General features: G+C 68.1%; 16 protein-coding genes and 1 pseudogene. 5 read left to right on the top strand and 12 right to left on the bottom strand.

What is annotated here, in order from left to right:
* Positions 1-105: 105 nt before the first annotated feature.
* Positions 106-4,944, top strand: a complete 4,839-nt coding sequence (locus HW466_RS01090; protein ID WP_059798582.1) for an NAD-glutamate dehydrogenase — start codon at positions 106-108, stop codon at positions 4,942-4,944.
* Between the two features lie 24 nt (positions 4,945-4,968).
* On the opposite strand, the gene HW466_RS01085 is transcribed toward HW466_RS01090, so the two are convergent.
* The 4 genes from HW466_RS01085 to HW466_RS01070 form a co-directional block, all read right to left on the bottom strand.
* Positions 4,969-5,829, bottom strand: a complete 861-nt coding sequence (locus tag HW466_RS01085) for a class I SAM-dependent methyltransferase (RefSeq protein WP_151006639.1) — start codon at positions 5,827-5,829, stop codon at positions 4,969-4,971.
* Positions 5,830-5,931: 102 nt separating this feature from the next.
* Entirely contained in the window at positions 5,932-6,765 is an 834-nt protein-coding gene (locus HW466_RS01080; protein ID WP_151006640.1) for an arylamine N-acetyltransferase family protein, read from the bottom strand.
* A gap of 141 nt (positions 6,766-6,906) precedes the next feature.
* Positions 6,907-7,599, bottom strand: coding sequence for a hypothetical protein (locus HW466_RS01075; RefSeq protein ID WP_059451087.1), 693 nt, complete (start codon positions 7,597-7,599; stop codon positions 6,907-6,909).
* A 246-nt stretch (positions 7,600-7,845) separates the two neighbouring features.
* The gene (locus HW466_RS01070) at positions 7,846-9,330 is read right to left on the bottom strand and encodes an amidase (RefSeq protein WP_060022377.1); all 1,485 of its coding nucleotides are present in this window, start codon (positions 9,328-9,330) and stop codon (positions 7,846-7,848) included.
* A gap of 395 nt (positions 9,331-9,725) precedes the next feature.
* Here HW466_RS01070 and HW466_RS01065 point away from each other — a divergent pair, with 395 nt between their 5' ends.
* From HW466_RS01065 to HW466_RS01050, 4 genes and pseudogenes are all read left to right on the top strand, one after another.
* Positions 9,726-10,160 carry a universal stress protein gene (locus tag HW466_RS01065; RefSeq protein ID WP_151004328.1) on the top strand — a complete coding sequence of 145 codons (435 nt, stop codon included), beginning with the start codon at positions 9,726-9,728 and terminating at the stop codon, positions 10,158-10,160.
* Positions 10,161-10,638: 478 nt separating this feature from the next.
* Complete coding sequence (locus HW466_RS01060; RefSeq protein WP_059451084.1) at positions 10,639-10,887, top strand: hypothetical protein; 249 nt, start codon at positions 10,639-10,641, stop codon at positions 10,885-10,887.
* A gap of 285 nt (positions 10,888-11,172) precedes the next feature.
* Positions 11,173-12,459 (top strand): Nramp family divalent metal transporter, encoded by a 1,287-nt coding sequence (locus tag HW466_RS01055; protein ID WP_151004330.1) that lies wholly within the window; start codon positions 11,173-11,175, stop codon positions 12,457-12,459.
* Between the two features lie 96 nt (positions 12,460-12,555).
* Positions 12,556-13,788: pseudogene (locus HW466_RS01050) on the top strand (DUF2252 family protein).
* A 64-nt stretch (positions 13,789-13,852) separates the two neighbouring features.
* Here the strand turns inward: HW466_RS01050 and HW466_RS01045 are convergent.
* From HW466_RS01045 to HW466_RS01010, 8 genes are all read right to left on the bottom strand, one after another.
* Positions 13,853-14,254, bottom strand: coding sequence for a PPC domain-containing DNA-binding protein (locus HW466_RS01045; protein WP_151004332.1), 402 nt, complete (start codon positions 14,252-14,254; stop codon positions 13,853-13,855).
* 212 nt (positions 14,255-14,466) lie between these two features.
* Positions 14,467-15,867, bottom strand: a complete 1,401-nt coding sequence (locus HW466_RS01040; protein ID WP_151004334.1) for an MFS transporter — start codon at positions 15,865-15,867, stop codon at positions 14,467-14,469.
* Positions 15,868-15,895: 28 nt separating this feature from the next.
* On the bottom strand, positions 15,896-17,140 hold the full coding sequence (locus HW466_RS01035; RefSeq protein WP_151004336.1) for an NAD(P)/FAD-dependent oxidoreductase: 1,245 nt from the start codon (positions 17,138-17,140) through the stop codon (positions 15,896-15,898).
* The gene (locus HW466_RS01030) at positions 17,137-18,099 is read right to left on the bottom strand and encodes a VOC family protein (protein ID WP_151004338.1); all 963 of its coding nucleotides are present in this window, start codon (positions 18,097-18,099) and stop codon (positions 17,137-17,139) included. Before HW466_RS01030 ends, HW466_RS01035 begins: the two co-directional genes overlap by 4 nt.
* 18 nt (positions 18,100-18,117) lie before the next feature.
* Complete coding sequence (locus HW466_RS01025; RefSeq protein WP_059792818.1) at positions 18,118-19,608, bottom strand: aldehyde dehydrogenase; 1,491 nt, start codon at positions 19,606-19,608, stop codon at positions 18,118-18,120.
* A gap of 89 nt (positions 19,609-19,697) precedes the next feature.
* Complete coding sequence (locus tag HW466_RS01020; protein ID WP_151004340.1) at positions 19,698-20,525, bottom strand: aspartate dehydrogenase; 828 nt, start codon at positions 20,523-20,525, stop codon at positions 19,698-19,700.
* Complete coding sequence (locus HW466_RS01015) at positions 20,518-22,188, bottom strand: thiamine pyrophosphate-binding protein (RefSeq protein WP_151004342.1); 1,671 nt, start codon at positions 22,186-22,188, stop codon at positions 20,518-20,520. The genes HW466_RS01020 and HW466_RS01015 overlap by 8 nt, the downstream gene beginning before the upstream one ends.
* Positions 22,181-22,978, bottom strand: coding sequence for an SDR family oxidoreductase (locus HW466_RS01010; RefSeq protein WP_059507652.1), 798 nt, complete (start codon positions 22,976-22,978; stop codon positions 22,181-22,183). The genes HW466_RS01015 and HW466_RS01010 overlap by 8 nt, the downstream gene beginning before the upstream one ends.
* Between the last annotated feature and the right edge of the window lie 53 nt (positions 22,979-23,031).

Raw genomic sequence — 23,031 nt, 5'->3', positions numbered from 1 at the left:
TTCCTCGCTACGCGTTGTGCGCTCGCACATCGCGTTGTCACGCAATCGGCGCATATAATGCGGCACAGACGCAGCAGCCGATGGCCACCCGACGAGGAGACCGCCATGGAAGCGAAGAACGAGGAAGTCGTCGCACACCTGCTCTCCGATGTCGTCGAATTCGCGCGCGGACGCCTGCCCGAAGCCACGTTCCGGATCGTCGAACCGTTCCTGCGTCATTATTACGATTTCGTCGACGCCGACGATCTGCAGAATCGCAGCATCGCCGACCTCTACGGCGCCGCGATGGCGCACTGGCAGACCGCCCAGAAATTCGTGCCCGGCAGCGAACGGCTGCGCGTCTACAACCCGATTCTCGAACAGCACGGCTGGCACTCGGATCACACGGTGATCGAGATCGTCAACGACGACATGCCGTTCCTGGTCGACTCGGTCACAATGGCCGTCAATCGCCTCGGACTCGCGCTGCACTCCGCGCTGCACCCGGTGTTCCGCATCTGGCGCGGCGGCAACGGCGGAATCGAACGCGTCGATGCCGGTGGCGCGACGCCCGGCGACGGCCAGTCGCAGCTCGCGTCGTTCATTCATTTCGAAGTCGATCGCTGCGGCGACGCCGCGCTGCTCGACACACTGCGCGACGACATCGCACGCGTGCTCGGCGACGTCCGCGCATCGGTCGAGGACTGGCCGAAGATCGTCGACATCGCGCGCGCGACGATCAAGGACATGAAGGCCCGCGAATCCACCGCGGAAGACATCGAGGCGCGCGCGTTCCTCGAGTGGATGGTCGCCGATCACTTCACGTTCCTCGGCCAGCGCGACTACGCGCTCGTGTCGGACGGCACGGGCTTCGGCCTGCGAGGCGTCGAAGGCTCCGGCTGCGGCCTGCTGCGCGAATCGCTGCGCGCGCCTGGCGCGCCCGACGTGACACCGCTGCCGCCGGCCGCCGCCGAGATCATCACCGGCCCCTGGCCGATCTTCCTGACCAAGGCGAACTCGCGCGCGACCGTGCACCGTCCCGGCTATCTCGACTACGTCGGCGTCAAGCTCGTCGGCGCCGACGGCAAGGTGACCGGCGAACGCCGCTTCATCGGGCTGTACACGTCGACGGCTTATTTCGGTTCGTACAACGATATTCCGATCGTGCGCCGAAAATGCGCGAACATCGTGAAGCGTGCGGGCTTCCTGCCGAAGGGGCATCTCGGCAAGTCGCTGGTGACGGTGCTCGAAACCTATCCGCGCGACGAACTGTTCCAGGCCGACGAAGACCAGCTCTACGACATCGCGCTCGGCATCCTGCGCCTGCAGGAACACCAGCGCACGCGCCTGTTCGTGCGGCGCGACCGCTTCGACCGCTTCGTGTCGTGCCTCGCGTTCGTGCCGCGCGACAAGTACAACACCGACCTGCGGCGACGCATCGCGAAGCTGCTCGTCGACGCGTACAACGGCGTAAACGTCGAGTTCACGCCGCTGCTGTCGGAATCGGCGATCGCGCGGATTCATTTCGTCGTCCATGCCGAACCGGGCACGATGCCCGACGTCGACACGCGCGAGCTCGAAACGCGGCTCGTGCAGGTCGCGCGCCGCTGGCAGGACGATCTCGCGGACGCGCTGCTCGACGCCTTCGGAGAAGAACAGGGCAACCGCCTGCTGCAGCGCTATGCGGACTCGTTCCCCGCCGGCTATCGCGACGACTACCCGGCGCGCACGGCCGTGCGCGACATCGAGTTGATCGAGCGCGTGAAGGAATCGGGCCAGCTCGCGATGAACCTGTACCGCCCGATCGAGGCCGACGCGCGCGCATTCCGCTTCAAGGTGTACCGCGCGGGCGACCCGATCGCGCTGTCGCGCAGCCTGCCGATGCTCGAGCATCTCGGCGTGCGCGTCGACGAGGAGCGGCCTTACCGGATCCAGACGCAGGACGGCGCGCATGCGTGGGTGCACGACTTCGGCCTCGAACTCGCGGACGATACCGAATTCGACATCGAGCGCGTGAAGGGCCTGTTCGAGGACGCGTTCGACCGGATCTGGAGCGGCCGGATCGAGAACGACGACTTCAACCGCCTCGTGTTGCGCGCGCATCTGAGCGCGCGCGAGGTCACGATCCTGCGCGCGTATGCGAAATACCTGCGGCAGGTCGGCTCGACGTTCAGCGACGCATACATCGAGCGCGCGCTGACGGGCAACCCGGCGATCGCACGGCAGCTCGTCGAACTGTTCCTGCTGCGCTTCGACCCGGCCACCGGCGGCACGCGCGACGTGCGGGTCGAACACCTGCTGAAGGCGATCGAGACGGCGCTCGACCAGGTGCCGAACCTCGACGAGGACCGGATCCTGCGCCAGTTCCTCGGCGTGATCAACGCGACCGTGCGCACCAACTATTTCCTGCACGACGCGAACGGCGAATCGAAGCCGTATCTGTCGTTCAAGTTCAATCCGGCGAAAGTACCGGGCCTGCCCGAACCGAAGCCGATGTTCGAGATCTGGGTGTATTCGCCGCGCGTCGAGGGCGTGCACCTGCGCGGCGGGCGCGTCGCGCGCGGCGGGCTGCGCTGGTCGGACCGTCGCGAGGATTTCCGCACCGAGGTACTCGGGCTGATGAAGGCGCAGATGGTGAAGAACGTCGTGATCGTGCCGGTCGGCTCGAAAGGCGGCTTCGTCGTGAAGAACCCGCCGCCGCCGAGCGATCGCGAAGCGTGGCTGCGCGAGGGGGTCGCGTGCTACCAGACATTCCTGCGCGGCCTGCTCGACCTGACCGACAATCTCGCCGGCAACGCGATCGTGCCGCCGCCCGACGTGGTGCGGCACGACCCGGACGATCCGTATCTCGTCGTCGCGGCCGACAAGGGCACGGCCACCTTCTCCGATTACGCGAACGCGATCTCGCACGAATATGGCTTCTGGCTCGACGACGCGTTCGCATCCGGCGGCTCGGTCGGCTACGACCACAAGAAGATGGCGATCACCGCGCGCGGCGCCTGGGAGTCGGTGAAGCGGCACTTCCGCGAGATGGGCATCGACACGCAGACGACCGACTTCACGGTGGTCGGTGTCGGCGACATGTCGGGCGACGTGTTCGGCAACGGAATGCTGCTGTCGCCGCATATCCGCCTCGTCGCGGCGTTCGATCACCGGCACGTGTTCCTCGACCCGAACCCCGATGCGGCGAAGAGTTTCGCGGAGCGCCAGCGGATGTTCGCGCTCGAACGCTCGAGCTGGGCCGACTACGACACATCCGTGATTTCGGCGGGCGGCGGCGTCTACCCGCGCACCGCGAAGACGATCCCGCTGTCGCCGGCCGTGCAGGCCGCGCTCGGCATCGACGCACACGCACTGCCGCCGACCGAGCTGATCCGCGCGATCCTGCAGGCGCCGGTCGATCTGCTGTACAACGGCGGCATCGGCACCTACGTGAAGGCGACGCACGAAACGCACCAGCAGGTCGGCGATCGCGCGAACGACGCGGTACGCGTGAACGGCGCGGACCTGCGCTGCAAGGTGGTCGGCGAAGGCGGCAACCTCGGCTTCACGCAGTTCGGCCGCATCGAGTTCGCACAACGCGGCGGGCGCATCAACACCGATGCGATCGACAACTCGGCGGGCGTCGATTGTTCGGACCACGAAGTCAACATCAAGATCCTGCTCGGGCTCGTCGTCGGCGACGGCGAGATGACCGAGAAGCAGCGCAACGCGCTGCTCGCGGAAATGACCGATGAAGTCGGGCTGCTCGTGCTGCGCGACAACTACTACCAGACGCAGGCGCTGTCGATCGCCGGCCGCTACGGCGTCGAGCTGCTCGACGCCGAAGCGCGCCTGATGCGCTGGCTCGAACGCGCGGGCCGCTTGAACCGCGTGATCGAGTTCCTGCCCACCGACGACGAAATCGCCGAGCGGCAGGCCGCGAAACAGGGCCTCACGTCGCCGGAGCGCGCGGTGCTGCTCGCGTACAGCAAGATGTGGCTGTACGACGCGCTGCTCGAGTCCGACGTGCCCGAGGATCCGCTCGTCGCCGCGATGCTCGTCGACTATTTCCCGAAGCCGCTGCAACAGCGCTTCAGCGAACCGATGCATCGTCACCCGCTGCGCCGCGAGATCCTTGCGACGCACCTGACCAACGCGCTCGTCAACCGGGTCGGCTGCGCGTTCGTGCACCGGCTGATGGAGGAAACCGACGCGAAGCCGGGCGACATCGTGCGCGCCTGCATCATGGCGCGCGACGTGTTCGATCTCGATGCGGTATGGCGCGACATCGACGCGCTCGACAACCGCGTCGCCGACGACGTGCAGGCGCGCATGTTCGTCGACGTCGCGCGGCTCTTGGAGCGTGCGGCGCTATGGTTCTTGCGGCAGTTGCAGTCGGGCACGGCAGCCGACGGCGTCGCCGGCTTGATCGCGCGCTGCCGCGACGCGGTGCAGCGCATTGCGCCGCAGCTGCCGTCGCTGCTGCCGGCCGACGATCTGGCGGCGCTGTCCGAGCGACAGCGCGTGCTGGTCGAGGCCGGCGTCGACAGCGCGCTCGCGGTGCGCGTCGCGAGCGGCGAGATTTCCGCCGCGCTGCTCGACATCGCGGAAGTGGCCGCGACCTGCGAGCGCAGCCTCGAACTGGTCGCGGGCGTCTACTTCTCGCTCGGCACGCTGCTGAACTACGGTTGGATCGGCGAACGCGCGGCCACGCTGCCGACGCCGACGCACTGGGACATGCTGGCGCGCGCGGCCGCGCTCGCGGAAGTCGCGCGCCTCAAGCGCACGCTCGCCACCAGCGCGCTCGCGGAATCGGCCGATTCGACGGCGCCCGAGACGATCGTCCATGCGTGGCGCGAACGGCGCGAAGCGGCGCTGCAGCGCTACGAGCATCTGCTCGCCGACCTGCGCGCGTCGGGCGGCGCAAGCCTCGCGGTGCTGCTCGTGGTCGTGCGCGAGATGGCCGTGCTCGAACGCGCGTGACGGTCGCCGCGGGTCGCGCCGGGATCACACCGTCGCGACCAGCAACTCCTCCGCGTTGCCCGGCGGGCGCAGGCCGTCCGTACGATCGGCGAAGTAGCGCCGTGCAAGCTCCTCGGCCGACACGTGCTCGGCCCGCGCGAAGCCTGCCTGCGTCGCGAGCGCGCGGATCTCCGCCGGCGTGAAGAAGCTGATGAACGGCGTGCCGCTCGCTCGCGCGCCTTTCGCGGCCATTTCCAGCCCTGGACGCACGTCCGGATCCGCGAGCTCGAGCGGCAGCAGGAACGTCATCGCGAACGTCGAACCCGGCGCGAGCGACGCGACTTCGCGCAATGCCGCCACGTTCGCATCGTGCGTCAGGTACATGCTGACGCCGGTGGACACGACGACCGCCGGCTTGGCCCGATCAAAGCCCGCGCGCACGAGCGCGTCGCGCCAAGACTGCTTCGCCTCGAAATCGACCGGTACGAACCGCAGCCAGTCCGGCACGCCAAAGCCGAGCTCGGTCAGCCGGCGGCGCTTCCACGCCTGCGGCCCGGGCGGATCCACCTCGAAGACCGTCAGACGCGACGCCATCTCGGGCCGGCGCTGCACGAAACTGTCGAGGCCCGCGCCGAGGATCACATACTGGCTCACGCCGCGCGCGGCCTGCTCGACGACGAGATCCTCGATGAAGCGCGCCCGCGCGACGATCGATGCGCGAAACGGCCGCGTGAAGTGCGGATCCATGTCGCCGCGCTGCTGCCAGCCGGGCGCCGGCTCGAGCAGGCGCAGGCCGACTTCGTCGGCGAGCACGTGCGGCGGCGCATCGAGTTCGACGTGCAGCGCGCGCCACAGCGCGACGCGCGCGGCGGTGCTGTCGGGGGCGTCCTGCTGGAGATCGGTCATGATCGCGTCCTCACGCTGGCAAATGTCAATCGGCACACCGGAACCGGCGGCGCGGCGGATGTCGTCACCCGGCCGCGCTGCCGCCCCCCGCTCGATACGGGCCTATGCCGGATTCACCCGCGCTGCCACTCTCGCGAACAGCGCGTCGACATCGAAGCCGGCCATGTCGATGCCGATCGTGTCGCGCAGGCACGCGCCCCACGAGGCCGCATCGTCGAAGGTGACGGTGCGCCCTGCGCCCGCCGCGTCGCGCAGCGTCAGCACGGTGTTGAACAGCGCCGCGCGGCCCTCCGGCAGCACGCGGCAGGCGATCAGGTCGTTCACGAAGATCGATTCGGGATACGTCGACGTGAACCAGTTCGCGGCTTCGTAATCGATCCACTCGGCGGGCTTCAGCGAGAAGCGGTAGGTCGTCTGCCAGCCGTCGGGGATCTCGAACTGCATGTCGAACTCGCCGTCGACCGGCGCACCGACGACGCGAAACGCGCCGTGCGGTGTCAGTTGCCGCTCGCCCGGCACGAACCGCAGCGGCGCGGTCAGCGTCGCGCTGCCGAAGCCGATGTCCGCGAGCCACGCCGCGCCGTCGAGATCGATGCACAGCAGCATGTGCGTCTGCGCGGTGACGATCTCGGGCGGCCGCATCCAGCGCACGCGCGCGATCAGCGGCGTCACGCGAAAACCGATCGTCGTGAGCGCCGTGTAGAAGAGCTTGTTGAGTTCGAAGCAGTAGCCGCCGCGACGATGCCCGATCACCTTGTCGACGATCGCGGGCAGATCGAGCGCGACGCGCGCGCCGGTCAGCGGATTGAGGTTTTCGAACGGAATCGCCTGCGGGTGCAGCAAATGCAGCCGGCGCAGCACGTCGAGCGTCGGCTCGGCCGGGCCGTCGTAGCCAATGCGGGCGAAGTAGCGCGGGAGGTCGAACGAGTCAGTCATGAACCGGCACCGGAAACGGAGGGACGTGCAACGATAACATCGAGCGAAATCCCCATGGTGCGCGGGGCCATCCCGGATCGCCGCGCGCCGCCGGCACCGCGGCGCGTGGCGTGGCGTGGCGTGGCGTGGCGTGCGACAGCGTTACGGCAGCAGCTTCAGCGCGGACGACGCGACCGACGGTACCGAAATGCCCTGGCTCGTCGCGAACTGCACGGCCTGGCTGAGCGTGGACGCGAGCGACTGCAACTGGCCCGGCGCGCTCTGCGCGATATACGACGCCGCCTGCATGTTCTGCGGATTCAGGCCCGACTGCAGCAGCGACGCGGCGCTGGTCGAACCGAGATTGCCGAGCCCCGACTGCAGCTGCGAATACTGCGTGAGGCCTTGGCCGAGCGACGCGAGGCCGTTGCTGAACGCCTGCTTGTCGATCGGGCCGTGCGTCGCGCCACCGCTTGCGAACGCCTGGCCGAGCGCCTGCGACACCGACTGCTGCGCGCCGCCCATCTGCGACAGCGCGGCCGGCGTCAACGCGTTGCCGCCGCCGAGCAGGCTGGCGGCCTGCTGCGCCTGCCCGGCCGCGCCGGTAAGGCCCATCGCCGACGCGAGCGACGACTGGCCGGCCAGCACCTGCTGGTTCGCGCCGACATACGCCTGCATCAGCTGCGCGACACCGCCCTGCGTGGGTGCGGCCTGTTGTTGCCCGCCGCCGAGCAGCGCCGAGCCGATCGACTGCAGGTCGAGCTGCGCATGCGCGGCGCCGTTCGCCCCCAGCAGGATGCCGAATGCGATGCCTGCCGATGCCAGGTGCTTGCCCGTCGCGCGAATCTGCTTCATTTGTTTGCCTCGTGCCCGAATGGTTGAGGCCGATATTGTCGAAGCGCGCCGCGCGCCGCCGCAACGACTGAAACACATCGAAACGAAATCGGGCGCCGCGGCGGCTTGCATTTCCGCCGCCGTGCCGGCTCGGCGTGCGCATTCGTCCGCGTTTTTCGCGCGATGTCGGGCATGCGCGCGGATTCGTTCGTGTTGCGCATCAATATCGCTTGTCCCGCGCGTCCGCGGTCGACGCCGGATCACGCATCACGCAGCCATCCACGCCGGCCGACGCTGCCCGACCCAGTCGGCGGCCTGCTCGTAGCCGCGCGCGAGCTGCAGCACCGCGAGATCCGCGCGCGGCCGGCCGATCAGTTGCATGCCCATCGGCAATCCGGCATCGTTGAAGCCGACCGGTACGCTGATCACAGGGCAGCCGGCCAGCGTCCACGGCACGACCGTCTCCATCCAGCGGTGGTAGGTATCCATCGCGCGGCCCGCGATTTCCTTCGGCCAGCGCTGGTCGACGTCGAACGGGAACACCTGCGCGGTCGGCGCCGCGATGAAGTCGTAACGGTCGAAGAAGCTCAGCACGGCCTGGTGCCACGCGGTGCGCTCGATGCTCGCGTCGAACACGGCGGCGCCCTGCATCGCGAGCAGCCCTTCGACCTCGTAGATCGCCTCGGGCTTGAGCAGCGCGCGCCGCGCGGGGTCGCGATAGTGCGCGAGCAACCCGCCGCCCGACAGCAGATGCCGATGCGCGAGCCACAGGCGCCAGATCCGCTCGGGCGCGAACGCCGGCAGCGCCGCATCGACGTCGCAGCCGATCTCGCGCAGCGTCGCGAGGCCCTTTTCGCACTGCGCGAGCACACCGGGCTCGGTCGCGAGGTAGCCGTTCCAGTCGCCGACCCACGCGATGCGCTCGCCGCGCAGGTCCTTGTCGAGCGGCCCCGCGAAGACGGCAGGATCCTCCGCGAGCGACAGCGGATCGTTCGGGTCGTAGCCGGCCTGGATCGCGAGCAAGCGCGCGACGTCGCCGACGGTGCGCCCCATCGGCCCTTCGATGCCGAGCTGCTGCATGAACACGTCGACGCCCGGCCAGCGCGGCACGCGGCCCTGCGACGGACGGAACCCGTAGATGTTGCAGAACGCGGCCGGATTGCGCAGCGAGCCGCCGAAATCGCTGCCGTCCGCGACGGGCAGCATGCGCGACGCGAGCGCGGCGGCCGTGCCGCCGCTGCTGCCGCCCGCACTTTTCGTCAGATCGTACGGATTGCGCGTCGCGCCGTGAACTTCGTTGAACGTATGCGAACCGAGTCCGAACTCCGGCGTGTTGGTCTTGCCGATGAAGATCGCGCCCGCCGCCCGCATTCGGCCGACACCGACCGAATCGGCCTGCGGCACGTTATCGCGGAAGATCGGCGAGCCGTAGGTCGTGCGCAGCCCTTTGGTCATCGCGAGGTCCTTCGGCGCCTGCGGCATCCCGTGCAGCCAGCCGTGATATTCGCCGCGCGCAAGCGCGGCATCCTTTTCCGCTGCCTCGGCGAGCAGCGTCGCGCGATCGCGCAGCGACACCAGCGCGTTCACGGCGCCGTTCACGCGCTCGATGTGATCGAGATATGCGCGCATCGTCTCGACGCAGGAAACCTCCTTGCCGCGGATCGCCGACGCGAGTTCGCCGGCCGACAGGGCCACGATCGGATCGACGGTGATGGATGCGGGGGCGAGAAGCTGCGGGGCGCCGTGCGGCATGCGAAGTCTCCTGGAATCGGAATGGAATGGCGGGCCGCGTGGTGGCGGCGGTCCATCCCGAATGGCCAGGAAGGCGCCGGGGAACGGCCGCGCCGCGGTCGATGCTCTACTCTACGCGAGCCCGGATGGCCGACCTCCGATATTTTCCGCCGCGATTCATCGAGGATTCGACTAAATCCGCGCGGTACGCCGCACGGCAGCCGACGTCGGGCTGCCGCCCCCGGCCGATCGGTGTAAACGTTTATGCGCATAAACTTAAATTTCTTATATTTCTAATAGGCGCAACACGCGGCGACGGACGTTGACGAGATTTTTACGCAGCCGCCCGATATCTTTAGGGCACGCGAGCCGGCGGCGCACTACGCTGGGAACATCTCGACTACGGAGCATTTTCCATGCTCAAGCTGCTGGTTCCGGTCGGTCATTCGCCTCGCTCCCTGCAGGCGGTCCGCCACGCTACCTTCCTTTATCGCGAGCACTGCGCGTCGGAAATCGTGCTGATCAACGTCCAGCCGCCGCTCGAAGCAACGCGGCTCGAGGCGTTTCACCCGCTGTCGCGACTGCGCTCGATCGAGGACAAGTTCGCATGCGCCGATCTGGCGGCGGCCGAGCGAGTGCTGCGGGAAGCCGGTGTCCAGTACAGCATCGTGAAGAAGGTCGGCCCGGTTGCCGACACGATCGCGGCCGTTGCGGCCGAAACGGGTTGCGACGAAATCGTCGTCGTCGCGCCGCGGCACGACGTGTTTCATCAGTTGCTGTCGATTTTCCGCGACAGCGTGATGGGCCGGCTCGTGCGAATCTCGAATGTGCCGGTAACGGCAGTCAGATAGATCGTTCAGCGCGTCACGCTTACTTGATGACCTTGCGCCAGAACACGAGATAGGCCGCGGCGGACGACGCAACCAGCAAAATGGCCCACATCGGCGCCAGGCTGATCAGGACCGAAGATACGTTCAGCATTTGGATTCCTCACTAATTCGACAGCGATGCCCGGCATTTAACTGTTGCGTTCGAAACCATTGCGCCCATCGCTCGCCGCGCATTGCGTTCCGTTGAAACATGCATTCATGCTATCGCCTTGACTGCGGGGCCGACCGTCTCGCCCCGCGCGTAACCTGATATTCGTCAAACTCGCGTCGATCGCATGCGCCGGCAGCGGGCCGCCCAATGCCGCTTTTGCGCGTGCGCGCTGTAAAAAAGGGAAGCGATCACCTGCTCGTCGTCATTTCCGCAGACGTTTACCGGGGGAAGCCCCAAGTGCCTCGCGCAGCCGGTCCGCGTTACGCTCGAGCGACGAGGAGACGATCCATGAGACGAGTCGTACACATCGCTTTTTTTGCGCTGCTGGCCTATCTGATCGGCGACCGCGCGTTGCTGCATGCGCAAGGCCGCGATGCGAGCCCGGCAGCCTGCTCGCAGGGCGCCCAGCAAGTGAAATATGACGCGCTCGGCAAGGGCTTCGGCAGCGCGGCCGCCGACAGCCAGAGCGAAGCCTTCATGTCGGCATGCCTCGTGAGCGGGCGCGGCAATCAGGACGTGGCGACCGCAGCACGTTGATGCCGGACACGCGCCGCCGATGAGCGGTAGCGGTTCCCCGTCGCACCTGCCGCGGCGAAAGGCGCTGGCGCGAATCGAGGGGCACGCCCGTCGTATTCCGCGGCCGGATCCGGCCACGCGCCGCTTCCCAGCCCTTTCTTCCCGCGCCTAGGCCACGCCGGCTTTCCGTTGTTCCGTGTCGCGCCCGGCGGGCGCTCGACACGCGTCAAAGCCCGGCCCCGCCGACCGCGCCGGCCGGGCACGCTACTTGCGGATCGATCGTCCCCTCCCCCACGGGTCGCGATCATGAACGACAACGAGTCCCCCGATTCGGCGCAGCACCGTCCGCGTGCCGCAAACTGGCTCCGCCGTCTCGGGCCCGGCCTCGTCACCGGCGCCGCCGACGACGATCCGTCCGGCATCGGCACGTACTCGCAGGCGGGCGCGCAATTCGGCTTCGAGCTGCTGTGGGCGCTGCTGCTGACCTATCCGCTGATGACCGCCATCCAGCTCGTCAGCGCGCGCATCGGCCGCGTGACGGGCAAGGGCCTCGCGTCGAACATGCGCACGCACTATCCGTGCTGGCTGCTCTACGCCACGGTCGTGCTGCTGATCGTCGCGAACGTGATCAACATCGCGGCCGACCTGTCGGCGATGGGTGCGGCGCTCAACCTGCTGCTGCACGGCCCGCAAGAACTCTATGTCGTATGCCTGGGCGCCGTGTCCGCCGTGCTGCAGATCTTCGTGCCGTACGATCGCTATGCGCGCCTGCTCAAATGGACCGCGCTGATCCTGCTCGCGTATGTCGCGGTGGCGCTCATCGTGCCCGTCCCGTGGCGGGAGGTCGGCCGTGCGATCGTGCGGCCGCACTTCCAGTGGTCCGCCGCATACCTGACCACGGTCATCGCCGTGCTCGGCACCACGATCAGCCCTTATCTGTTCTTCTGGCAGGCGTCGCAGGAAGTCGAGGAACTGCGTGCGGTGCCGAGCCAGCGCTCGTTGCGGCGTGCGCCGCACCAGGCACCCGCGCAGCTGCGCCGGATCAACTTCGATACCTGGGTCGGGATGGGCGTATCGAATGTCATCGGGTTCTTCATCACGCTGACCGCGGCGGCCACGCTCCATCTGCACCACATCGACGTGAAGACGTCGGCGGATGCCGCGCGGGCGCTGGAGCCGATTGGCGGGCACTTCGCGTACGTGCTGTTCGCGCTCGGGATCATCGGCACCGGCCTGCTGGCGCTGCCGGTGCTCGCGGGATCGGCCGCCTATGCGGCCGCGGGCACCTTCCGCTGGCGCAACAGTCTCGCGCTGAAGCTCGGCGTCGCGCCGGAATTCTATGCGGTCATCGCGCTGGCGATCATCGGCGGCGTCGTGGTCACGTTCCTGCATTTCGACCCGATCCGCGCGCTGTACTGGAGCGCGGTCATCAACGGCGTGACCGCCGTGCCGATCATGGTCGTGATGATGCTGATGGCCGGCAGCCGGCGCATCATGGGCAAGTTCGCGATCACCGGCACGCTGGCATGGGGCGGATGGCTCGCGACGTGCGCGATGGCAATCGCGGCCATGGGCGTGTTCGTGCCGGGCTAAGGTGCGTGTGCCAGGCGAGCCGCGCCGGCGCTGCGTCGCCGCGCGGCCGGCGTACGCACCAAGTGCGTGTCACACAGGTCGGAAGGAGAACGAATCATGGCAAAAAAGGTATCGAAATCCTCGCGGCTGCCTTCCAGCGACCAACGTGCGCAAATCCTCGCGCGCCTGCGCAGCCGCAAGATGGCGCTCGATACACACCTATACGCGTGGCAGCGCGGACCGCTTCTACGCGTGGCTGGCGGACCATCGCCGCGGAACGTTGCCCGACGGGCCCGCAGTATGGATCGGCGGCGACTGCCATCTCGGCAATCTGGGGCCGGTCGCGGCGAAGACGGGCGAAGTCGCCGTGCAGATTCGCGACCTCGACCAGAGCGTGATCGGCAATCCCGTTCACGACGTGCTGCGGCTCGGCTTCTCGCTCGCGACCGCGGCTCGCAGCTCGGATCTGCCCGGTGTCGTCACGTGGCGGATGATCGAGGCACTGATCGACGGCTACGAATGCGCGTTCGACGGCCGGCGCCGCGACACGACCGAACGCATGCAGCGCCCGACCGCCGTGCAAATCGCGATGAACGCGGCACTGCATCGATCGTGGCGCAAACTCGAGCGGCAGACGATCCGTAACATCACGCCGCACATTCCGCTCGGAAAGCGTTTCTGGCCGCTCTCGGAACAGGAGCGAAACGCCATCCACGCGCTGTTCGAATCCGCGCCGCTTTCCCCGGTCAGCGCGGCGCTCAGCCGCAAGACTGACAGCGACGCCAGCATGAAGGTGCTCGATGCAGCCTACTGGGTAAAGGGCTGCAGCTCGCTCGGGCGGCGCCGCTTCGCGGTCATGCTGGACATCGACGACGCGTGCGCCGACGGACATCCGCCGTATCTGATCGACATCAAGGAAGCCACGACCGCCAAGGCGCCCAGACATCCCGGCGTGCGCATGCCGCGCGATCCGGCGCAACGCGTGCTCGAAGGCGCCCGTCACGTGTCGCCGATGCTGGGGAGCCGGATGTGCGCGGCCGTCTCGACGGGCGCTCCGTCGTCATGCGCGAATTGATGCCGCAGGATCTGAAACTGGAAGCTGAACGGCTGTCGGAAGCCGATGCGATCGAGGTCGCGCGGTATCTTGCCCGCGTGATCGGCCGCGCGCATGCCGCGCAGATGGACGACGCGACACAACGTGCATGGCGCACCGAACTGCATCGTCAACGCCCGAAAACCGTCGACGCACCTTCATGGCTGTGGCGCAGCATCATCGAACTGATGGCCGTGCATGAACAGGCGTATCTCGAACATTGCCGCCGCCATGTGCTCGCCGGGACGGCCCGTTGAGCACTCCCTCCGTGCGCGGCCGTCTCGACGGGCCGACCGGCCGCGCACCGAGCGCCGCTCGCGATCAGCGTTGCGCGGGGCGGATCACCAGCTCGTTGAATCCGGTGTCCGCATCGGGTTCACGGGAGAAACGATGTGCGGGCAACAGCGCGAGCAGGATCTCGGCGGTCGTGCGCACCACGCAGCCGCTCGCGACGTGTCCGCCCGACACGCGCCCGTGCGCATCGGATACCGACATGTGCAGATGCGCGCCGTCCGGCGAGACGGAACCGGCGAGCGTCAGGATCTCGAGGTCGCCGCGCAGTTCGGTCGGCGCATCGACACCGGCAAAGCGCAGCTGCGCGACGCTCAGGCTGCCGATTCCCTGGATCACGAATGCCGCGTCCGCGCCGAGCCGGCGCAATGCCTGTTCGATCGATCCACGCAGATCGTCGCCGGGGGAAAGACGCAAAGGATGGGCTTGCATGGTCGATAACCTGCTGGTGGGCCGGAGTATCGACAGAGAGTACGTTCGATCGGGCCATCGGGCAAGCCGCCTGCGGGACGAAACGCCGCGCGCAGCCCCGGGCGTCACACGGTGAACCGCTCGCTCGCGAGCGGCGAACGCGATCGCCGTAAAACGAATAAGCCCGGACAGTGTCCGGGCTTATCCACGTCAGCGATGACGGCCAGCCGCGCTCACGCCTCCAGCGCTTCCAGCACTTTCCCCTTCGTCTCGATCCCGACCAGATGAACCGTCACGGCGGCGATCAGCGGCACGATGCCGATCAGGTAGAACGCCGGCGCGAGGTTGCCGCCGATGATCGCGTGCGGCACGATCATCGGCGCCGCGAACGACGCGATCTTCAGCCACGCGCTGCCGAGCCCGCAGCCCGACGCACGGATGCTCGTCGGATACTGCTCCGGCGTATACACGTACGCGGTGATGAAGCCCGACGCCATCAGCCCCAGCGACAGCGAGCAGAAGGTCGCCACGACATACACCGATGCCGCGTGATAGAAGCCCGCGAACGCCAGCGACAGCGCACACAGCACGAACGACCACACGATCACCGGCTTGCGGCCGAGCTTGTCGACCAGCAGCGCGGACGCGAGCGAACCAAGCACGCCCATCACCGAGCCGATCACCGCGAGATTCAGCGCGAGCTGCAGCGGCGCGTGATAGAAGTTCTTGTAGATCGTCGGCAACCACGTCGACAGCCCGTACTGGATGAACCCGCAGGTCGCCCAAAGCGTCGCCACCGCGAGCGTGCGCTTGCGATACGCTGCGCTGAACAGGTCGCTCATCCGGCGCTTCGGGTGCTGACGGACCATCTCGTCGTACGCGGCCACCTGCGTGACCGGCGGCAGCTCGCCGCGCACCGACGATTCGAACACGCCGACCGCGCGCCCGGCTTCCGCGAGGTGCCCGCGCGATGCGAGCCAGCGCGGCGATTCCGGCACCAGATGCGTGAGCACCAGCGCAAGAATCAACGGCAGCCCGCCGACGAAGTACATGATCTCCCAGCCGAACCGCGGCACGAGCCATGCGCCGAGCGCCATCGACACCAGCAAGCCGATCGGGAACACGATTTCATACAACAGCACGAAGCGGCCGCGGCCGTGCGCCCGCGTGATTTCGTTGATGTACGTGGCCGCGACCGGCAGTTCGCCGCCGAGACCGAGCCCCTGCAGGATCCGCAGCAGCACGAACACCTCGAACGTCGGCGCGAAGCCGCACGCGATGCTCGTGATGCCGATCACGGCGGAACTCCACGCGATCGCCTTCACACGGCCATGCTTCTCCGCGAGCGCGGGAAACAGGAACGCACCGATCAGCTGGCCGATCGCGCCGGACGCGATCAGCATGCCGATCTGCGTCGGCGACAGCCCCCACTTGTGAATCAGCAACGGCAGCGTCGCCGCGATCGTGATCACGTCGAAGCCGTCGAAGAACGTGGCCGTGCCGATCAGCACGCGCGCGCGGATCTGCATCGCGTTGGCCGGAAGCCGCTCGAGCCGCGCGATGATCGCGCCGGGCGTGGAGGCGGCAGCTTCCGTCGCGGCCCTGCCGGCCACGACGTTGTCGAAAGTGCTCATGCGGGGTGTCTCCTGGATCGTTCGCCGGTCAGGCAAGCGCTTTGGTCGTGTCCGCCAGGGCTTCCGTATCCACTGCCCGGCCCTGGTTCATCCACTTGCGCGCGAGCTTGAGCTCGCGTGCGTTGTTGATGGCGACGACACCTCTCACATGTCCATCGCCTACGAAAAACAGCGTCGCGCGGCGCGCGGCGAGATCGCCGCGCACGACGAGCTGCGCATCGGCCGGCAGATCGCCGAGGATCTGCAGGTTCACGTCGTACTGATCGGACCAGAACCACGGAATCTCCGCGTACGGCGCGCGCACGCCGAGCACGGCTTTCGCGGCCGCGATCGCCTGGTTCTGCGCGTTCGCCCACGATTCGAGCCGCACGCGCCGCTTCAGCCAGCCGTTGTGATGGTTCGCGACGTCGCCGCACGCGAAGATCGCCGGATCGCTGGTCGCGCCGAACTCGTCGACCACGATGCCGTCGTCGATCGCCAGGCCCGCGTCGCTCGCCAGCGTCGCATTCAGCGCGAGGCCGATGCCGGCCACCGCGAAATCCGCGTCGATCGTCGTACCGTCGGCGAGCGTCGCGCGCACCTTCGACGCATCGTCGGGCTGTGCGTCGAGCGACGCGAGCGCCGCGCCGACGCGCACGTCGACCCCGTTCGCGCGATGCAGCTCGAGCAGGAAGTCCGACACGATCTGAGGCACCGAGCGCCCGCACAGACGCGGCGCGCCTTCGACGACGACCGCGTCGACGCCGAGCTTGCGTGCGGTCGCGGCGACCTCGAGGCCGATCCAGCCGCCGCCGATCACCAGCACGCGCCGGCTCGCACGCAGCTTCTCGCCGAGCGCGGCCGCTTCGTCGAGCGTGCGCAGGTAATGCAGATTCGGGGTCCTGACGATTGAGTCAGGCAAGCGGCGCGAGGTGCCGCCGGTTGCGATCACGAGGCGGTCGTATTCGATCTCGCGGCCGCTTTCGGTCTTCACCACGCGGCGCGCGCGGTCGATCGACGACGCGCGCTCCGGTTGCCATGCCTCGACGTTCAGCGCGTCGAATTCGTCGGGACGCACGACGCGCACCGTTTCGATGTCGGCGTCGCCGGCCAGCACGGCTTTCGACAGCGGCGGACGCTCGTACGGCAGGTGCGGCTCGTCGGCAATCATCACGAGGCGGCCCGCGAACCCTTCCGCGCGCAGCGTCTTCAGCACCCAGCCGGCGGCCTGCCCGCCGCCGATCACGACGACGGTGCCCGGCGCCGCCGGCGCCTGCGTATTCCCTTCGGTCATGATTTGCGCTCCGTCATGAACTTGCCTTCCGGCGCCTTCGCGTTCTTCTGCCGGCGCGTGTTGCCGTCGAGGCCGCCGTCGACGGCCCATTCGGCGAACACGGTCGGGCCCGGTTCGAATTCGCGCGGCTGCCATTCGGGCGTCAGCACGTCCTCGTCCGCGTAGTACTCGATCAATGCACCGGCCGGATTCTGGAAGTACCAGAAGTACGCGGACGACACCGGATGACGCCCCGGGCCGAGTTGCGTTTCCCAGCCGCAGCGGTCGATGTGCATGCCGCCGCCGAACACTTCATGGATGTCGCGCACGGTGAACGCGACGTGGTTCAGGCCGCGCTTGCCGTTCGGCAATGCGAGCAGGAACAGGTCGTGATGGCCGCCGTGCGGCGCGCAGCGCATGAACGCGCCGCGCCCCGGATAGCGATCGGACGTCTCGAAGCCAAGCAGCTCGTGATAGAACGCTTCCTGCGCGTCGAGGCAGTTCGTGAAGAACACCACGTGGCCCACCTCGACCGGCTCGGCGCGCGCATAGATCGGGCTCGGTTGGTCGACGCGCGCCGTGTGCCCCCACACGTTCGACGGCGAGCCGGTGATGTCCAGCGCACGCTTGCGCGTCACCTCGATGCGGATCGCCATCCCGTTCGGGTCGATGCAGCCGACCGCATCGTCCTGCGCGTAATAGCCGGGCTGGCCGGCCAGTTTCGTGCGCAGCGCATCGACTTCCTGCTGCGTCGCGACGCCCCACGTGACTTCGCGCAGCGTCGGACCCGCCTCGAACGCGGGCGGCAACGACGGATCGTCGGCCTTGACGACCAGCACGGTGCAGCCGTTCAGCGTTTCGAAGCGAGCGCGCGTGTCGTCGTGCGCGACTTCCTTCAGCCCCCAGTCGGCGAAAAAGCGCCGGCACGTCGCGAGGTCGTCGACACCGTACGTGATCTGCTCGATACCCAAGATGCTCATTGCGTCATTCCCCTTCGCTCAGTTCGCCCACGGCAGCGGCGCGTCGTTCAAGCCCCAGTAGAGGCTCTTCTGCTGCATGTATTCGCGGATGCCGAGACGCCCCTTCTCGCGGCCCATCCCGCTTTCCTTCCAGCCCGAGAACGGCGTGGAGATCGAAAACAGCTTGTACGTGTTGATCCAGACGGTGCCCGTCTCGAGCGCGCGCGCGATGCGCCATGCGCGTTTGTAGTCGCGCGTCCAGATGCCGGCGGCAAGGCCGAACACGCTGTCGTTCGCCTGCGCGATCAGCGCTGCTTCGTCGTCGAACGGCATCGCGACGAGCACCGGCCCGAAGATCTCTTCCTGGCAAATGCGCGCGCTGTTCGGCAAGCCTTCGAGAATCGTCGGCTGATAGAAGAAGCCGTCGTCGCGGCCGTCGCCCGACGGCCGCTCGCCGCCGCACAGCAGGCGGCCGCCTTCCTCCAGCCCGAGCGCGACGTAGCGTTCCACCGACTCGCGATGCTTCGCGGTGATCAGCGGACCCATCTGCGTGTCGGGCCGCGTCGGATCGCCCACGCGCAGCTTGCGCGCGCCGGCCACCAGACGCTGCATGAATTCGTCGTACACCGAGCGCTGCACGAACAGGCGCGAACCCGCGATGCACGCCTCACCCGACGAACTGAAGATGCCGTACAGCACGCCGTTGACCGCATGGTCGAGATCGGCGTCGTCGAACACGATCGTCGGCGACTTGCCGCCGAGCTCCAGCGACACGGGCATCAGCTTTTCCGCCGCGATGCGGGCGATGCCGCGGCCCACTTCCGTGCCGCCGGTAAACGACACCTTCTTCACGAGCGGATGGCGCACGAGCACGTCGCCGATCACCGAGCCCTTGCCCGGCAACACGCTCAGCACGCCCTTCGGCACGCCGGCCTCCTCGCAGATGCGCGCGAGCGCGAGCGACACGAGCGGCGTGACTTCGGCCGGTTTGAGCACGACCGCGTTGCCGCCGGCGAGCGCCGGCGCGAGCTTCTGCGCATCGGAGGCGATCGGCGAATTCCACGGCGTGATCGCCGCGATCACGCCGATCGGCTCGTGCACGCTCATCGTCAGGTAGTCGCCGCGCGAAGGCGTCAGTTCTTCGTCGAGCGTTTCCAGGCACGCCGCGAAATAGCGGAACGTGTTGGCGGCGCTCGCCACCAGCACGCGCGTCTCGCCGATCGGCTTGCCGTTGTCGCGGCGCTGCAGGTTTGCGAGCGCTTCGTGACGCTGCATGATCAGGTCGGCGATCCGGTACAGCACGAGCGCACGCTGGTGCGGCTTCAGGCCGGCCCAGTCGGCGCGGCGCCATGCGGCGTCGGCGGCCACGACGGCTTCCACGGCGTCTTCGGCGTTCGCCGTCGATACTTCCATGTTCAGCGACTGGTCGGCCGGATAGATGCTCGCGTACGGCGCGCCACGGCCGCGCCGCCACTCGCCGCCGATCAGGATGTCGCCGTTGGGTACGAGGCTCGTATCGAATGGAGTCATGTCACAAGTCCCACTAATCTGTCTCTGCGCAGCCGCCCGCGCCGTGGCGCCGGCGGCCGTTCAATGGCCCGAATGGCCGCGTCGCCCGCTCAGATCACGCAGCGCGCCGCGCGGTTGCGCAGCGCGCGGATCGCGCTGTATGCGGTCAACGCGGAGGTCTTCGGGTTGTCGGGCAACGGCTTGCCGCTCATTTCGAGCGACATCTCGCCGAAGGCGCCGCGCGCGGTGATGCGATGCACGTTGCGCGCGACGGCCGGATCGGCGATCAGCCGCACGCGCGTCGCGTCGAGGCCGAGGCCCGCGAGCGCGACCGTCGCCGCGACGTTCGCGTTCTTCGGATACAACCGTGCGGCGTCGCGCGCGGTGCCCTCGAAGATCACCTTCTCTTCCGTCATCGAACGCAGGTCGCACAGTTCCTCGGCGGGCGTACCGAGCCAGCCGAGCGGCGGCTTGCGGCCGACGTACAGCACCTCGTCGAGGCCGCCCTGCTTCGCCGATGCCAGCGCGTCGATGCCGCCGATCGCGCCGGACAGCAGCGTCAGCGTCGCATCGCCTTCGTCGGCCGCCTGCGACAGCGTCTCGAGCAGCGCGAGGTCGGACAGCGCGCCGATCGATGCGACCGCGCAATCGGTGCCGGCCTTCAACAGCGGCACGACATGATCGACGAGCGCGCTGTGACCCGCGCATTCGAGCGCGAACTCGGGGCGGCGGGCCAGCGCGTCGACCGACGACACGACCTCCACCGCGCCGCCGAGCTCGCGCTGCACCGCGTCTCGCTGATGCTCGGGCACGATCACGTGCGCGACGCGCAACGATGCATCGTGCTCGACCGCGCGATACACGGCCGCGCCGATCGCGCCGAAGCCGATCATAGCGATGTCGACGGGCGCATGCCCGTGAGCGTGGCCGTTACGCATACTGCCGCTCCGACGGCGTTTCTTCCTTCTTCACCGGCGGGCCCGCGAATGCCGATGCGAACGAGCCGACCGACAGCATGTCGACCTCGACCATCACCGGCCCTTCCTTCGCCATCCCTTCGCGCACGATCGCCTCGGCCTGGTCGAGCGACGAGATCCGGTAGTGCGTAAGGCCGAAACTCGCGCAGAACTGCGCGAAATCCGGCTGGTGCAGCTGCACGAAGCAGCGGCGGCCGCCGTAGTGCGCGTCCTGGATGTTGCGGATCACGCCGTAGCACTGGTCGTTCATCAGCACGATCATCACGTTCGCGTTTTCCTGCACGGCCGTCACGAGCTCGCCGACGTTGACCATCAGGCCGCCGTCGCCGACCAGGCAGACCGTCTTCGCCGCGGTGCCGGCCAGCGCCGCGCCGATGCCCATCTGGATGCCCTGGCCGATGCCGCCGCCGAGCGCATGCACGCCCGCGCGCGGCTCGAAGATCTTCAGCAGCCGGTTGCCCCACGTGCTGTTCGAGATCGTCACGTCGCGCACCCAGTTGTAGTCGCGGCCCACCGCGCCCTGCAGCGTGTCGACCAGCTTCTTGTAAGGCCCGAGCCCTTCGGCCACGCTGGCGACGGCCTGCTCGCGCGCCGCCGCGAGGTCGGCCGCGAACTGCGGATCGACAGACAGGCGGCCTTCGAGGCGATCGGCCAGCTCGGCGAGCACGCGCTTCGAATCGCCGTGCACGAACAGCGCGTTGCGATAACCGCGGTTGTCGGCGAGCGCATCGGCATCGATGCGGAACAGCGGCTGCGGCAGCGCGAGCTTGTACTTCAGCGTTTCGTTGCCGCGCAGGCGCGAGCCGACCACGACGAGCGCGTCGCAAGTCTTGTAGAACGCTTCGACGCAGGCATGCACGTTGAACGCGCCGAGCGTCGCCGGATGATCTTCCGGCAGCACGCCGCGGCCCTGCACGCTCGTCACGACGCCGAAGCCGAGCTTCACCAGGCGTTCGACTTCCGCGCGCGCGTGGCGCGCACCGCCGCCGATCCACAACAGCGGACGGCGCTTGGCCGCCAGCGCTTCGGCGAGCTTCGCGACGCGCGCTTCGTCGTGCTCGCGCACCGCGACGTGCGCCGGCGCGAGATCTTCCGGCCATTCGATTTCGGCGGCCTGAATGTCGATCGGAATCTCGACCGACACGGGGCCGGTCGGGGCCGTCCGCGCGACGCGCACCGCTTCGCGGATCGTCGGCAGCACCGTCTCGACCGTGCGCACGCGGAACGCGGCCTTCGAGATCGCGTCGAGCATCGTGAGCTGGTCGGGCGCTTCGTGGATGTAGGCCAGATCCTGATCGAGATACGGCGTCTCGATCTGCCCCGTGATGTGCAGCAGCGCCGTGCCGGCCGTCAGCGCCTCGACCATCGCGCCCGCCGCGTTGCCCGCCGCCGTGCCCGTGCTCGTGAACGCGACACCGAGGCCGCCCGATACGCGGGCGAGGCCGTCGGCCATGTTGACCGCGCCTGCTTCGCCGCGCGCGCCGACATACCGGATGTTGCCGCGCGAGTTGATCGCGTCGAGGATCGGCATGTTGTGGATCGAGATGACACCGAATGCGGTCTTGACGTCGCACTGCTCGAGAAAGGCGGCAATCAGCTCGCCAACCGTGGTTTTTTTAGACATGGCGTGCAAAGCCTCCAGAAACGTCGATATGGCTGCCCGTCGTGTAGGACGACAGATGCGTTGCGAGATAAAAGAGTGCCCAGGCTGCCTCGTCAGGCTTGCCGAAGCGGTTCAGCGGAATGTTCTTCTTGCGGGCGAGCGCGCCCGTCCAGTCTTCCCAGCTTTCGCCGGCCTGCGCCTGTGCTTCGTAGCGGCGGCGCCACTGACCCGACTCGACGATGCCGATCAGGATCGAGTTCACGCGGATGCGCTGCGGCGCGAGTTCGGTCGCGAGCGACTTCACGAGGCTCAGCACGCCCGCGCGCGCCGACGACGTCGCGACCATGTGCGGCTCCGGCTGCAGCGCGAGCAGCGAGTTCACGCAGGTGATCGTCGGCGCGTGCGCGTCGCGCAGCAGCGGCAGGAACGCGCGCGTCGGGCGGATGATGCTGAAATACTTCAGTTCGAGCTCTTCGCGCCATGCGTCGTCGGTCGTGTCGGCGAAGGTCGACACGCGGCCCTGGCCCGCGTTGTTGACCAGCATGTCGGCGCGGCCGAAGCGGTCGGACACGGCCTGCGCGAACGCGGCCACATCGGCTTCGTCGAGCACGTTGCAGCGCACGGCGAGCAGTTGCGCACCCGGGTATTGCTCGCCGAGCAACGCTTGCGCGCGTGCGAGGCGCTCACCGTCGCGTCCGCAAATCGCGACCGACGCGCCGGCCTGCAGAAATTTTTCGGCAGTCGCGAGGCCGATGCCGGACGAACCGCCCGTCACCACCGCCACCTGCCCGGTCAGATCGATGTTGATCATGTCGTCGCCCCTTGCCGGGCCGCCCCGGGAGGATTGACCGCCCCGTTGTGGGG

The organism is Burkholderia territorii, from assembly GCF_902833055.1.
GTDB classification, from domain to species: domain Bacteria; phylum Pseudomonadota; class Gammaproteobacteria; order Burkholderiales; family Burkholderiaceae; genus Burkholderia; species Burkholderia territorii.
This window is presented reverse-complemented; position numbering and strand designations above follow the sequence as displayed.